The sequence below is a fragment of the Bradyrhizobium sp. T-1 genome, assembly GCF_053592855.1.
This window is the reverse complement of sequence record NZ_CM132115.1, coordinates 7,418,198-7,431,884: the sequence shown is the minus strand read 5'-3', so window position 1 is coordinate 7,431,884 and position 13,687 is coordinate 7,418,198. Positions and strand designations below refer to the sequence as shown.

Genomic DNA, 13,687 nt, shown 5'->3' with positions numbered 1-13,687 from the left:
CTGCGGTTGCTTAACGCGACCGCAGCGGATGCGCCTTCTGATGCCAGGCCCAGGCAGTGCGGATCACGGTTGGCAGGTCGGAATGGCGCGGCACGAAGTCCAGCACCTTTCGCGCGGCCGAGGGGTCGGCAACGAGATAGGTCGGATCGCCGGCCCGGCGTGGCTTGATGGTGTGCGGCACCTCGCGCCCGGTCTCCTGCCGGATGGCGGTCAGGATCTCGCGCACCGAGAAGCCTGAACCGGTGCCGAGATTGAAGCTGCCGCCGGCATGTCCCGTTTCCAGGAGCTTCAACGCCGCGACGTGTGCCGCGGCAAGGTCGGTGACGTGGACGTAGTCGCGGATCGCGGTACCGTCGGGCGTGTCGTAATCGTCGCCGAACACGGCAAATTCGGCATGGCCCTGCATTGCCATCATCGCGCGCGGAATGAGATGGGTCTCATTGTCACGCAATTCGCCAATGCCGCCGGCCGGATCGGCGCCGCTGGCATTGAAATAGCGCAGGCAGAACGCGCCGAAGCCGTAAGCCGCGCGGTAGTCGGCGAGCATCCGCTCGATCATCCACTTCGAGGCACCGTAGGGATTGATCGGTGCGCAGGGGAAATCCTCGTGCAGCGCCTTGGAATCGGCATTGCCATAGACGGCCCCGGTCGAAGAGAACACGATGCGGTGACAACCCGCGTTGCGCATGGCCTGAAGCAACGACAACGTGCCCTGGACGTTGTTGACGTAATATTTTTGCGGGTCGGTCATGGACTCGCCGACGAGGCTCGCGGCCGCGAAGTGCATCACCGCCACGATCTTGTGGTCGGCAAAGGTGCGCGCCAGCGCTGCGCCATCGAGCAGGTCGCCCGTCACCAGCTCACCGGCAACGAAGTTGCGATGACCTGTCGAGAGATTGTCGTAAACGACCGGCCGATACCCGGCGGCGGCGAGGGCGCGGCAGGCATGTGAGCCAATGTAGCCCGCGCCTCCCGTGACGAGGACAGTCGGCCGGTCGGTCATGTCGTTTGTCTACCCTTGTTCAGCGATTGAAGGGCCGGTTGCGGCTGAAGAGAAGATAGATCGCGCGGGGGTTGGTGGTCAAATAGCGCCAGAACAGGCGGCGCGGCTCGAGCCAGGTGCGCCAGGCCCATTCGAGCCCGATCCTCTGCATCCATTGCGGCGCGCGAGAGCGGCTGCCCGACAGGAAGTTGAACAGGCCGCCCGAGGTCTTGATGACGCCGACATTGGTCAGCAGCGGCGTGAACTCTTCGACGAAGGCCTGCTCCGAGGGCACGCCGAGCGCCACCCACAGGCAATCCGGCGCGAGCGCGTTTATCTCCTCGACCTTGGCGCGGAGTGCGTCGCCACGGAGATAACCATGGCTGTATCCGACGATCCTGAGCTTCGGATACATGTTCTGGACCCGTCTGACCGCTGCGGCGTTCTCTTCCTCGCTGGCGCCGAGCATATAGAAGCTGCGGCCGGCAATCTCCGCCTTGCGTGCGACGACATGAAACAGGTCCGTGGTGGCGACGCGCTCCGGCAGGGGAAACCAGGACTGCAGCCTCGAGGCGGCCACCAGCGGCTGGCCATCGGCATTGATCAGATCGGCGGCACGGAACAGGCGCTCGGTCTGCGGCTCTGTCGAGCAGCGCGCCAGCACTTCACCATTGGCCGAGGTCAGAAACAGCGGGCGGCCGATGCGGTGACGCGGATCGGTTGCCTCGATCATGAAATCGGCGGTTGCTTCCAGGTCGAGCGCGGCCATGCGAAGGCCGCCGACGGTAATCCGTGGCACCTCGGCGGTTGCGGCCCGACCTTCCAGATTGACGCGGCGCTCAAGCATATTGTTTGCCTCGCTGGCGCGTTTGGGTTGCGGGGGTGAGTTCGTCGAGCACGACGCCGACGAGCTTGCGTTCGGCGCCGCCGAGCGCGGTCAGGATCTCTTCCATGCTCTCGTTGATGTCGAGGCTGGTCGGCAGCACCGCCACCAGCGCGTCGGCGCTATCCAGCAGCTTGCGGCCGGTCGCGGAGAGCGGCATTGCGGGGCCGTCGAGAATGACGAGGTCATAGCCACCGGCCGAGCGCGCCTGGGCGATCGCCCTGCGGATGGCGTTAGCGGCCTTGCCGGCGTCGCTCTCGGTAGCGGGTAACACCGAGATGCCGCTGACGGTCTTGATTTCGCGCGCGGCCTTGTTGCCGATCGACAGCCAGCCAAGCTTGCCCGGCTCGTTCTTGCCGGGGCGATTGACCTTGTTCGAAAGCATGAGCGTCTCATGGTCGGCGTCGATCATCAGGACACGACCGCCGTCGCGCGCGGCTGCGAGGGCGAAGTTCAGCGCAGTCACGCTGCGTTCGGTGTCGCCGGCGCCGACCAGCGCCATCACCGGCGTCGTCTTGCCGCCGGCGCGGCGGACCATCGCCGCGCGCATGTCGCGAAAGGCGTTGAGCAGCGTCGTCAGCGGAAACCCGGGCCGCAGCGTCGGCCAGCCGAGACGTGTCAGATCGACGCCGCCGCCGGTGGCGAGAATGGCGCCGAGCGTGCGGATCACGTCGGCCTCCTGGAGACGCGCGATCAAGGGCTTCTCGACCAGCGCAAGCGCCGGTGCAGGTGCAGGTGCTGCGGCTTCGCCCTGAGGCTTGGAAACGTCAGGTTCGGGCGCGCGTTCGCGACGGTTCGGTTCGGGGGCCGTCGCCCCGTTGAACAGATGCTCGGCCGCGACGAACCAGCAGGCGGCCGCGAGTGCGCCGAAGATGAAGCCGATCATCGCAAACAGGCTCATGCCCGGCGGGAACGAGCGCCGCTGCGGCACCGTGGCCTCGCCGATGACGCGGGCCGCCGACGTGTTGAGCGTCTCCTGCTCCTCGGTCTCGCGCGAGCGCTTGAGGAAGGATTGATAGACGTCGCGGCTGGCATCGGCCTCGCGCTCGAGCTCGCGCAGGCGCACGGCGGCCTGGCTGAGCTGCACGCTCTGCCGCTTCTGCACTTCCAGCGCCCGGTTGAGCGAAGCCTCGTAGTCGCGGGCGCGCGTCAAATCGTTCTTGGCGGACAGCGCAAAGCGCTCGATCTCTTCGTTGATGGTGCGCTTGAGATCCTCGACCTGCTTTTCGGTCTGGCGCAGGGCGGGGTGGCGCGGTCCGAGCTCGGCGGTCTGCTCCGCATACTTCTTGCGCGCGTCGGCATATTGGGCGCGCAGGTTCGCGATCGTCGGCGATTGCAGCGCTTCCGGAATCGCGCCTGCATCCGCGGCGGTCCGCTTGTTCGCCTCGATCTGGTCCAGCCGCGCCTGCGCGTCCATCGTCGCCGCGCGGGCTGCGGACAGCCGCTGGTTGCTGGAGGAGAGTTGCTGATCGCTGATCAGCGAGTCCTGCGTGCCGACGAAATTGTTCTGGGCCTTGTAGGTGGCAAGTGCTGTTTCGGCGTTGCGCAGCCGTTCGCGCAGCTCCTTCAGCCGGCCCGACAATTCACTGGTCGCGCGTCGCGCCGCTAGGGCCTGGGAGTTGCGGGATTCCGTCAGGTAGGTGTTGGTCAGGGTGTTGGCGAGCATCGCCGCCTTCGCCGGATCAATCGACCAGACCTCGATGTCGACGATGAAGCTCTTCTCGGTCTTGCGGATCGTGATGTGCTTGTTCAACGCGTCGAGCGCGGCAAGCTGCACTTCTTTGGCTTCCGCGGCCGAAGGCGCGCGGGGCTGGAGGCCGATCAGGCTGAGCAGGGAGGACGTCAGCGTCTTGCTGTCGCCGCCGCCGAATTCCGGGTCCTTGTCGAGACCGGCCTGTTGGATCACCTGCAGCAGCACGCTGTTGGAGGTGATCAGGCGTGCCTGGCTCTCCACCACCATGGACATGCCGGAGACGTCCTGTGCGCGCGGCGTGAGCTCGCGATCGACGAGCTGAAGCTCGCGCGGGTCGACGTAAAGCTGGGCGGTGGCGGTGTAGCGGGGCGTCAGGCTCTTGCCGACGGTGACGGCGAGGCACGCGCCGATCAGCGCCGCGGAAGCAATCGCGATCTTGCGCCGCCACAGCAGGTTGACGAGCTCCAGCACGTTGAAGCTGGCCTCGGACTTCCGCTGCGAGGCCTCCGAACCGGTCGGTTGTCTCGCGCGATCAATCGGCTGGTTATAGTCGAGCATAGTCCCCAGCTTTCATTCCAACGGCCGCGGGCTGAGGGGTTACTCTTCGCTTTACGCCTCGCACCGGGGATATAGGCGCGCAATCAACGCAACAGGGAAAATTAACCATACTCATTGAGGGACTATTCACCGAAATGGCAAACAAAGCGTTTAAGCGCAGGCCGCCATTTGCCGCGTCGTTGTGCCGCTTCGGCGCCGACAGCCGCCCAGTGATTAACGGTTCGTTACCGTGCGCGCCCAGCGGCGCGCGCGCGTCTGGCATCGCAGCTTGATGGCCAGGCTGCGCACGCATGGGCTCAGGCCTTTCGCAGGACGACGTGATCGTCGCCGCGGCGCGGAAGCATGGCATTCATCAGTGCGTCGTCGAGCGCGGCAAGCAGCGGCGAGCGCTGGCGCGTCTCGTGAACGCCGAGCAGACTGTCGCGGGCCTCGACGGCGGCGAGGTCGAGCAGCGCCTGGGGGGCGGGACCTTTGAGATCCCAGGCTTCGGCCGTCGTCGCGAACTCGATCGTGACTGACTTATTCATCTTTTTTCTAACCGCGCTTGTTCGACTCAAATTTACAGGAAAAATCTCGCGACTCTCGAAGAGCAAATCTGATGCCGCGACACATCACCAATCACGGTGCTTAGGGTCGGGTTAATCGGACCCCACGTTAACTACGGCATCGTCCATGTTGCGCTGCTGGCGCGTGATGGACTGCGAATTGCAGTATCACGCGCAAAGGAATCCGCAGGGAAAACACGCGAAAGCGGTTAAGCGCATGGTAGAACGCCTGATATCCGCGACATTGTCGTCGCGGTGCAGTTTGAGCGCGCGAGCAGGCCGCCCATTTTGGGACGCATCTGTCCGGCGCGGCCGTGCCGTCGCGGGACACTGCGCGCAGGGCTTTTTCAACATATCTCAGGCATTGAGAACGCAATGACGCTGATTCCGACAGATTTGTCCGCCAGCCGGATCTCGGATGCCGTGCGCGATCCCAACCGGGAGATCGCGGCGAGCTCGCGCGTCATCGATCTTTCGGTCGGCATCGTCGTCTGCATTCCCTGTTTCCGCCGCCCCGACCACCTGCGGCTGACGCTGGACTCGCTCGTCGACCAGCGCACGCCGCGTTCTTTCGCGGTGGTGATGGTGGAGAACGATGCGGCAGGCCGCGCGAGCGCGCCGGTGGCCGCGGAGTACCTCGCTTCCGGCAAGCTTCAAGGCGTTTGCCTGATCGAGAAACGGCAAGGCAATTGCCAGGCGATCAACGCCGCGTTCGAGACGGCGCAGGCGCTGTTTCCCGCCGCGACCCGCTTCCTGATGATCGACGACGACGAGATCGCTTCGCCCGACTGGCTCGAATTGATGGTCCGCACCGCGGAGGCGACCGGTGCCGACGTGGTCGGCGGACCCGTGCTCCCGGTGTTCGACGACGACAGCCAGCCTTGGCTCGCGCGTCATCCCGCGTTCTGTCCCACCTACGACTACACTGGAGCCGTGCCGCTGATCTATGGCTGCGGCAATTGCCTGATCACGCGCGCGGCATTCGAGCGGCTCGGCAGTCCCGCCTTCGATCTGCGCTTCAATTTTCTCGGCGGCGGTGATTGCGATTTCTTCTATCGCGGCCGCAATGCCGGCATGCTTTTCCATTGGACGGCGGAGGCCGTCATCACCGAGACCGTGCCGCAGAGCCGCACCAGCTTCGGCTGGATCGTCAGGCGCGGTCTTCGCATCGGGGTGATCAACTACCGTGTGCGGGTCAAGGCTGCGCAGGGTGTGGCGGAGCGGGTGCGCGTGTTTGCGCAAACGCTGGCCCGGTTGCCGCTGTCGCTGGTGCGCTCGGCTCGCCTGCTGACGTCATCGAAAGCGGTCGTCGCGATGCACCCCGTGCTGGTGGCTGTCGGTTCTGCGCTCGCGGCGTTGGGCTACGATCCGAAGCCCTATGAGGCCTCGAAGATCGTTTCCTGACGCGTCAGCCGCTAGATTCCAAAGTACGAAAGAGCGATCTTGACTGCTGATCGCGGCATCGCCTTGAGCGAGCGCCGCCCGACCATGCCGAGATAGCCAAGCGCCTCGCGATATCGCCCGAAGCGGACCGCCTGTGTTGCCGCATAGGTCACGAGATGGATTTCGGCCGATTGCCGCAACCGGGGCGCCGCACCTGACGGCAGCTTGCGGAGGATCAATTCATCGTCGAACACGCGCGCCACCGCCGGGAAGAAATCCTGCGGCGTCCGCACCGCAGCGTTCATGGTGTTGGCCGTGTGAAGCCGATAGTCGAGGAGAAGCTTTGGCACATAGACGAACTCGCCTGTTGCGGCGAGGCGGCACCAGCAATGCCAGTCCTCGCAATAGCGGAGCGAGATGTCGAAGCCGCCGGTGGCACGGAAGGCCTCGCTGCGGATCAGCATGATCCCGCCGTTGACGATGAAATTTCCGCCGGCGAGGCGCTCCAGCACGTTGCCCGAGGGCTTTTGGCGTCCTTTCAGCAAATCGCGGCGGCCGATCCTCCGTCCGGCGCTGTCGATCGTGTTGTAATCGCCATAGACCAGCACCGCATGCGGCGCGGCCTTTGCTGCCGCCAGCAGCGTCGTCACCGCATTGGGCCGCAGGCGATCATCGGCATCGAGGAAGACCAGCCAATTTCCGCGCGCGGTTCGTGCGCCGAGATTTCGTGCGGCCGACACGCCCGTGGCGTCGTTCGTCATCAGGCGCAGCCGGGGATCGCGGATAGATCTCACAATTGCCACGGTGTCATCGGTCGACCCGTCGTCGACAACGATCACCTCGGTGACGTCGGCTTGCGCCAGCGCGCTTGCGATGGTCTCGCCGAGATAGGCCGCGGCATTTTTCGCGGGGATGACGACGGAAACCGCGGGCGACATGGCGCACGCATCCGTCACCGCGGGCGCGGCGGCCGGTGTATCGAGCATGGCGTCGGCGAGGGTCAAGCGATGGCTCGTCGTCTTTAAGGATCCGTTAACCAGCCGCCTCGTGCGGCCGTCGCGGATGATACCCGCATAACGATCAAATCGTTGTTGCAACGCCGCCGACGTCGCCAGTTTCGTAGATTAGCGTTAAACCCTCTGGCGTTAAGTCTGTCGCAGCTTTCGAGAAGTGCGACGGCCGGTCTCATGCGAGAATGCGGGCCTGATTGCCGCGGATGGATGCAAGTGCCCGCAAAGACATTCGATTACGATCCCGACGCCATGATCCTCAACCTCTTCTTCGAGGACAAGGACGATCGCTGGTTCCCCGGCGATCGCCATCTGCGGCGCATGGCGCGCAAGATGCTGTTCGGCGAGCCGCGCATGAGCGGGCAGCTGCGCGTGTTCCTCAATCTCTGTGCCGGGCTCGACCGGCTCGGCATTCGTTATCGCGTCAACGACTACGGCTACGTCGCACAGCACCCGGAAGAGGTCGCGTGCATCATCGGCCGCGCCTTCCTGCTGAACAAATTCGCGTGGAAGAACCCGATCCTGCTCGGAGTTGCCGCCTATAACCATCCGTTCGACGATCCCGAGCTGTTCAAGCGGCTTCCGGTCAAGAAATTCCTGGTGCCCGGCGACTGGTATGCCGACATGTACCGGCCCCATTGGCCGGAGACCGAAGCCTGGCCCGTCGGCATCGATACCGAACTCTGGGCGCCGTCGCGCCCGCGCGACAAGACCGTCGACGTTCTGCTCTACGACAAGGTCAGCTTGAACCGTGAGCGCTGCGTGCCGGAGCTGGTCGAGCCGGTCCGCGCCCGGCTCGTGAGGGAAGGCCGAACGTTCACCGAGCTGCGCTACGGCAGCTACAAGGAGGAAGATTACCAGGCCGCGCTGGCGCGCTCGCGGACAATGATCTTCCTGTGCCAGAGCGAGAGCCAGGGCATCGCCTATCAGCAGGCGCTGTCCTCCGGGGTGCCCGTGTTTGCCTGGGATCCCGGCGGCCCGTGGCGGGATCCCGACTATTATCCGCATCGGGTGCAGTTCGGGCCGGTGTCGTCGGTGCCCTATTGGGACGATCGCTGCGGGCTCAAATTCGCCGACCGCGCCGGCTTCGAGGAGCGCTGGACCGATTTCTGGGCCGGCTGCACCGCGGGCAGATTCGATCCGCGCGGCTACATCCTGGACAACCTGACGCTGGAGCAGCGCGCGCTGCAATATTACGAGATCGCGCGCAGCGTCGCACGGCAGAGCCAGGTTCCCGCCGAGCCCGGTGTGCTGCTTGACGGATGGTTAACGGGGATGGGCTAGACCTCGGAGGTCCCCATCGTCCCGTCAGGCCTCGAGGCATGGATCGCAGCGCCGCAGACATGACTGACGTCGAGGCCCGCTCGCTCGGCCACGCGCTGCGCGACGTGCTGGCGAGGCTCAACGTCGTCAACGCTTCGCGCTGTCTGGTTGCCGTCATCGCTTTGCTTCTGGTGCTGATCACGCTCGATCCGTTTCCAGACTTGAGCAATCCCGACGTCGCCACCATCGTCAGCGGACGATTGGCAACGACCTATATTTCGTTCGGACTGCTGGCCGCCGTCGCGGTTCTGTTCACCCTTACCACCGATGCGCCCTCGCTCAGAAGCCTGGTCACGCCGCTGCATCTCTGCCTCGTCGGCTGGATGCTGGTCAATCTCGCATTCTCCGAGAGCCGCGAGGTCTCGATCCAGCGCTTTGCGCTCACGGCCAGCGCAACTACGCTCGCCGTCCTGCTGCCGCTGCTGCCGCCGACGCCGCGGAGCTTCAACCTGTGCCTTGGCGGCGCCGCGCTGGTGCTGCTGGCGGTGTGCTATCTCGGCGTCTTCCTTGCCCCGCAATATTCGATCCACAGCGCGCTCGACATCACCGAGCCGCAGCTTGCCGGCGACTGGCGTGGCAGCTTTGGCCACAAGAACATCGCTTCGCCGGTGATGACCATCCTGGTCTATGTCGGCATTTACCTGTCCGCCGTGGGCTCCTTCGTGATGGGGCCTGCGATCGCGCTGTTGGCCGGCATCTTCCTGATCTTCACCGGCGGCAAGACATCGTCGGTGCTGTGCCTTGCGATCTATGCCTTGGCATCGCTGGCCTATGTCACACCGAGCCTGTGGCTGAAGCGGATCATCTGCTTCGCGCCGCTGATCGCGATGAATCTGCTGACGGTTGGCAGCGTCATGACCCCGGTGCTCGGCAGCATCACCCGGGCGCTTCCGGTCGATCCCACCTTCACCGGCCGTGCCGAGGTCTGGGAGTTTGCGCTCTCGGCGGTCGCGGACAAGCCGATCACCGGTCATGGCTATGCGGCGTTCTGGGACGGCGCGGCGGAAGGGAAGACCACCCAGGGCTCGGAATGGGCAGTGTCCGCAGCGCACAGCCACAACAGCTATCTCGACCTCGCCGTCACCATTGGCCTGCCGGGCCTGCTGCTCGTCATTCTCATCTTCGTGCTCGCGCCGCTGCGCAATTTCCACGAAGCCCAGGCCCACAACCGCAGCAGTGCTTTGGGCAAGCTATTCCTGACCATCTGGCTGTTCGGCCTGTATTTCGGGACGACCGAAACCTTCCTGCTCGAGCGGCAGAATCCGGTCTGGTTCATGTTCGCGCTTGCGGTCGCCGGGCTGCATTTTCTGGCCAGGTTCCAGTGCGTCGAGCAAATACAACCCCGTCACTGACAATCTGTCGCAGCCGTCCGTTTCATATCGGTACACGAGAGACTGCGACGGTATTGGCTTAACGATAAGCAGCGACGTAACTTGTAGTCTGCGACAAAACATAATCTATCTGGACACGTTCAGTAACTGTATGCCCCGCAAATGACGTTTCTCAGCGTCGAGCCACTAGACGGTCGGGTGTCCAGCACGTCGGGAATCTCAGTCGATTTCTTGCGTGACTGGCGACAGGCCGCTCTGCGCCTGAACGCCGGGTATCGCACCGCGTTCCAGCATGGTTACTGGCTAGGTGCCTGGTATCAGGCCTTTCACGACGTCGCGCCGCTGATTGCCGTCATCACGGATTCGGCGACCGGCAAGGACATCGCGATGGTGCCGATGTTCAGCCACATCAGGCGCGGCATCCGTGTCGTCGAGTTTGCCGATCTCGGCGTCTCCGACAACAACGCGCCGATCCTGGCTTGCGACGCGAGTTTCGATGCAGCCGGCGCCCAGGCGATCAGCGCGGCGCTGGTCGATGGCTTGCGCGCCTCGCCTGATCGCTTCGACCTGCTGCGCCTGAAGAAACTGCCGGCCTATGTCGGTGCCAAGCAGAATCCGCTGGTGTCGCTCGGCCGGCTCGGCTCGTGCTCGCTCAACGGCAATCTCGTTCTGACCGGCGACGACTATTCGGACTATCAGGCCTCGATCAAGCGCATGCAGATGCCGCGTTGCTGGCGCGTGTTCAGCCGCCATGCTGGTGCGCGGTTCGAGATCGCGACCGGCATTGCGCGTGCGCACGAGCTGCTCGGCGTCATGGACATGCAGCAGCACGAGCGCATGCGGCAGCTTGGCTCGCGGTTCGTCCTCAACGACGAAGCCCATGCCCGCTTCTATCGTGATGTCGCCCGGCAGGGCGTTGCGGAAGGCTATGCGGTGATCTCGGCGCTCGTCTGCGACGAGGGCATCGTCGGCACCACCTTCGGCATCAGATATGGCGCGACTTACTATTTGCTGCGGATCGGTCATGCCGGCAGGCAATGGGCGAATTGCTCGCCGGGCCTGCTCGTCACCGAGCGCACCATGGCGGCGCTGCATGCGCAGGGCGTCCGGCGCTTCGATCTGAGCATCGGCAATCACGATTACAAGCGCCGCTTCGGCGCCGAGCCGGTGCCGCTGACCGATGTCAGCGTCGCTCTGTCCTGGCGCGGGCTGCCTTTCGTGTTGCGCGATCATGCCGCGCAAGGCTTGCGCCGTCATCCGAAGCTCGCCGCGCTCGCGGCGCGGGCGATGGGCAAGGGCGCACGCTAGAATCCGCGACATCTGCAGTTGCAGGGTCACTCGAATATCGCAATGATTGTGCTATCGTCGTCTCGATCAGGAGGCGACATGGACGATCGTTCGGACAAATTTCGCGCATTCTACGCGCAGCTGATCTGCGCTGCGGCCAAGGCCACGGACCCACGTCTCGAGCAGGCCTTTCGCAACGTGAGGCGCGAGCCCTTCGCGGGGCCGGGGCCGTGGTCGATCTCGTTCGGCGGCCATCCCTATGTCGTGACGCCCGATGACGATCCCGCCTTTCTCTACCAGAACGCGCTGCTGGCGCTGGATCCGGCGCGCGGCGTCAATATCGGCATGCCCGGCGCGCACGCCTATTGGCTCAGCGGCTGCGGCGTCAAGGAAGGCGAGACCGTTCTCCAGATCGGCGCGGGCACCGGCTATTACACCGCCATTCTGGCCGAGCTCACCGGTCCCAATGGCCGCGTCTACGCCTATGAGATCGACGAACGCCTGGCGGCACTCGCGCGCGAGAATTTGAAGGACATCGCCACGGTCGAGCTGCGAGACCGCTCGGGCATTGCGTCCGATCTGCCGAGCGTCGACGTGATCTATGTCTGTGCGGGCGCGGCGCAGCCGGCGACGGAATGGCTCGCGGCATTGCGGCCTGGCGGCCGGCTGGTGTTTCCGCTGGCACCCGAGGGCGTGCTCGGCGGCATGCTGATGATCACGCGCCCGGAGCAGGGCGCGGCCTGGCCGGCCAAATTCCTCAGCCGGGCGCAGTTCATCGGCTGCGCGGGACTTCAGGATGCGGAGGTCGGCCGGCGACTGGCCGAGGCGTTCGCAAGGGGATGGGAGGGCGTGCAATCGCTGCGGCGAGGAGACGCGCCCGACGACACCTGCTGGTTTGCCGGCGACGGCTGGTGGCTTTCAACGGCGCCTGCTTCGGCGCCGGCGGTCAGCGTCCCGCGACACGCGGACATCACGCAGGCCTGACAATTACGATCCCGCGCACCCGGCGCAGCGAAACCGGCCGCGCGAGGCGCGAAACAGGCTGCGGCAATACCAGCGCCGCGTCAGCGCCTGGACCGGCTTGCGGATCATTTGCGCGATCAGGAGAAGTTCAAAAGCCATTCGTCGCGTGAGTCCTGTCGTTATTACCCAGATAGATAGGGCGGCATTCCCTCGTGAGAATGCCGCCCGTATCGCATCAGCCATGCGGCTTGTCGCTGTGCCCAGGCTTAGCTGCGCAGCTTCTTGGCCGTCTCCGCGATCTGGCGTCCCTGATAACGCGCGCCCGCGAGCTCATTGGCGCTGGGCTGGCGGCTGCCGTCGCCGCCGGTGATCGTGGTGGCGCCGTATGGCGCGCCGCCGGTGACCTCATCGAGCTTCATCTGGCCGGCAAAGCCGTAATTCATGCCGACGATCACCATGCCGAAATGCAGGAGGTTGGTGATGATCGAGAACAGCGTCGTCTCCTGGCCGCCATGCTGGGTGGCGGATGCCGTGAAGGCGCCGCCGACCTTGCCGTGCAGCGCGCCCTTGGCCCAGAGCCCGCCAGCCTGGTCCAAAAAGTTCGCCATCTGCGAGGCCATGCGGCCGAAACGAGTGCCGGTGCCGACGATGATCGCGTCGTAATTGGCGAGGTCTTCGACCTTGGCGATCGGGGCGGCCTGATCGACCTTGTAATAGGAGGCCTTCGCGACCTCGGCCGGCACCAGCTCGGGCACGCGCCTGATGTCGACGGTCGCGCCGGCCTCGCGCGCGCCTTCGGCAACAGCATTCGCCATCGCTTCGATGTGGCCGTAGGCGGAATAATAGAGGACGAGAACTTTGGTCATGATGGTCTCCAGTGGGGGTGTTCGTGGTCTTTTCGTCGTCCCGGGGCGATGCAAAGCATCGAACTCAGGTGCGCAGCTGCGCACCTGAGAACCTCGAGATTCCGGGTCTGGCGCTTCGCGCCATCCCGGAATGACTGCTGATGATCTGGTTACGCGGCGTCGACGAGCACGAGCTCGGAATCTTCAAGCGCGGTGATTCTCAGCCTGGCCTCGTCGCGGATCGCGACGCCGTCGCGGGCATTGACGCGCACGCCGTTGATCTCGACTGCGCCTGCTGCCGGCACGAGATAGAGGTGCCGTGCCTTCTGCGGCTCGTACTCGGCGCTCTCGCCGGCCTTCAGCGTGGTGGCGAGCACCCGTGCATCGGCGCGGATCGGTAGCGCGTCGGTGTCTTCAGCGATGCCGCTCGCAATCGTGACGAGCTTGCCGGAGCGGTCCGCCTTCGGAAACGGCTTCGAGCCCCAGGTCGGCTGGCCGCCGCGAGCGGTCGGCTCGATCCAGATCTGGAAGATCCGCGTCTTGGTCGGCTCGAGATTGTACTCGGAGTGGCGGATGCCGCTGCCGGCGCTCATCACCTGCACGTCGCCCGCTTCAGTCCGTCCCTCGTTGCCGAGGCTGTCCTGATGGGTGATCGCGCCCTCGCGCACATAGGTGATGATTTCCATGTTGGCGTGGGGATGGGCGGGGAAGCCGGTGTTCGGCGCGATCTCGTCGTCATTCCACACCCGCAAGGCGCCATGGCCCATGTTGTTGGGGTCATAATGGCTCGCGAAGGAGAAATGATGCTTGGCCTTGAGCCAGCCGTGATCGGCGCCGCCGAGTCTTGCGAAAGGTCTGAGTTCGATCATCTGCGTAATTCCTTT

General features: G+C 64.8%; 13 protein-coding genes. 5 read left to right on the top strand and 8 right to left on the bottom strand.

All coding sequences use genetic code 11. From position 1 onward, the window contains the following. Positions 1 to 10 precede the first annotated feature (10 nt). From galE to ACWAT4_RS35565, 4 genes are all read right to left on the bottom strand, one after another. Complete coding sequence (gene galE / locus ACWAT4_RS35580; protein WP_212297177.1) at positions 11 to 1,003, bottom strand: UDP-glucose 4-epimerase GalE; 993 nt, start codon at positions 1,001 to 1,003, stop codon at positions 11 to 13. A 19-nt stretch (positions 1,004 to 1,022) separates the two neighbouring features. Then, positions 1,023 to 1,829: a WecB/TagA/CpsF family glycosyltransferase gene (locus ACWAT4_RS35575; protein WP_212297176.1), complete on the bottom strand. Its 807-nt coding sequence runs from the start codon at positions 1,827 to 1,829 to the stop codon at positions 1,023 to 1,025. Then, a complete protein-coding gene (locus ACWAT4_RS35570; protein ID WP_449729261.1) occupies positions 1,822 to 4,116 on the bottom strand; it encodes an exopolysaccharide transport family protein in 2,295 nt (764 codons plus the stop codon). The genes ACWAT4_RS35575 and ACWAT4_RS35570 overlap by 8 nt, the downstream gene beginning before the upstream one ends. Before the next feature lie 296 nt (positions 4,117 to 4,412). Then, the gene (locus ACWAT4_RS35565; RefSeq protein ID WP_212427664.1) at positions 4,413 to 4,643 is read right to left on the bottom strand and encodes a hypothetical protein; all 231 of its coding nucleotides are present in this window, start codon (positions 4,641 to 4,643) and stop codon (positions 4,413 to 4,415) included. 393 nt (positions 4,644 to 5,036) lie between these two features. Between ACWAT4_RS35565 and ACWAT4_RS35560 the strand changes: the two genes are divergently transcribed. Next, positions 5,037 to 6,065: a glycosyltransferase family 2 protein gene (locus tag ACWAT4_RS35560; RefSeq protein WP_212297173.1), complete on the top strand. Its 1,029-nt coding sequence runs from the start codon at positions 5,037 to 5,039 to the stop codon at positions 6,063 to 6,065. Between the two features lie 11 nt (positions 6,066 to 6,076). Here ACWAT4_RS35560 and ACWAT4_RS35555 read toward each other — a convergent pair whose 3' ends face one another. Continuing rightward, on the bottom strand, positions 6,077 to 7,030 hold the full coding sequence (locus tag ACWAT4_RS35555) for a glycosyltransferase (RefSeq protein WP_449731307.1): 954 nt from the start codon (positions 7,028 to 7,030) through the stop codon (positions 6,077 to 6,079). A 240-nt stretch (positions 7,031 to 7,270) separates the two neighbouring features. On the opposite strand from ACWAT4_RS35555, the gene ACWAT4_RS35550 reads away from it, so the two are divergent. From ACWAT4_RS35550 to ACWAT4_RS35535, 4 genes are all read left to right on the top strand, one after another. Then, entirely contained in the window at positions 7,271 to 8,338 is a 1,068-nt protein-coding gene (locus tag ACWAT4_RS35550; RefSeq protein ID WP_212427665.1) for a glycosyltransferase, read from the top strand. A gap of 38 nt (positions 8,339 to 8,376) precedes the next feature. Continuing rightward, entirely contained in the window at positions 8,377 to 9,729 is a 1,353-nt protein-coding gene (locus ACWAT4_RS35545; RefSeq protein ID WP_449729260.1) for an O-antigen ligase family protein, read from the top strand. 141 nt (positions 9,730 to 9,870) lie between these two features. Next, the gene (locus ACWAT4_RS35540; RefSeq protein WP_449729259.1) at positions 9,871 to 11,016 is read left to right on the top strand and encodes a GNAT family N-acetyltransferase; all 1,146 of its coding nucleotides are present in this window, start codon (positions 9,871 to 9,873) and stop codon (positions 11,014 to 11,016) included. 78 nt (positions 11,017 to 11,094) lie between these two features. Next, positions 11,095 to 11,979: a protein-L-isoaspartate O-methyltransferase family protein gene (locus ACWAT4_RS35535; RefSeq protein ID WP_212297169.1), complete on the top strand. Its 885-nt coding sequence runs from the start codon at positions 11,095 to 11,097 to the stop codon at positions 11,977 to 11,979. A 3-nt stretch (positions 11,980 to 11,982) separates the two neighbouring features. On the opposite strand, the gene ACWAT4_RS35530 is transcribed toward ACWAT4_RS35535, so the two are convergent. The 3 genes from ACWAT4_RS35530 to ACWAT4_RS35520 all read right to left on the bottom strand — a co-directional run bounded on the left by ACWAT4_RS35530 (position 11,983) and on the right by ACWAT4_RS35520 (position 13,672). Continuing rightward, entirely contained in the window at positions 11,983 to 12,117 is a 135-nt protein-coding gene (locus ACWAT4_RS35530) for a hypothetical protein (RefSeq protein ID WP_283815701.1), read from the bottom strand. Positions 12,118 to 12,224: 107 nt separating this feature from the next. Further along, entirely contained in the window at positions 12,225 to 12,824 is a 600-nt protein-coding gene (gene wrbA / locus ACWAT4_RS35525) for an NAD(P)H:quinone oxidoreductase (RefSeq protein ID WP_449729258.1), read from the bottom strand. 149 nt (positions 12,825 to 12,973) lie between these two features. Next, positions 12,974 to 13,672, bottom strand: a complete 699-nt coding sequence (locus tag ACWAT4_RS35520; RefSeq protein WP_212427669.1) for a pirin family protein — start codon at positions 13,670 to 13,672, stop codon at positions 12,974 to 12,976. Between the last annotated feature and the right edge of the window lie 15 nt (positions 13,673 to 13,687).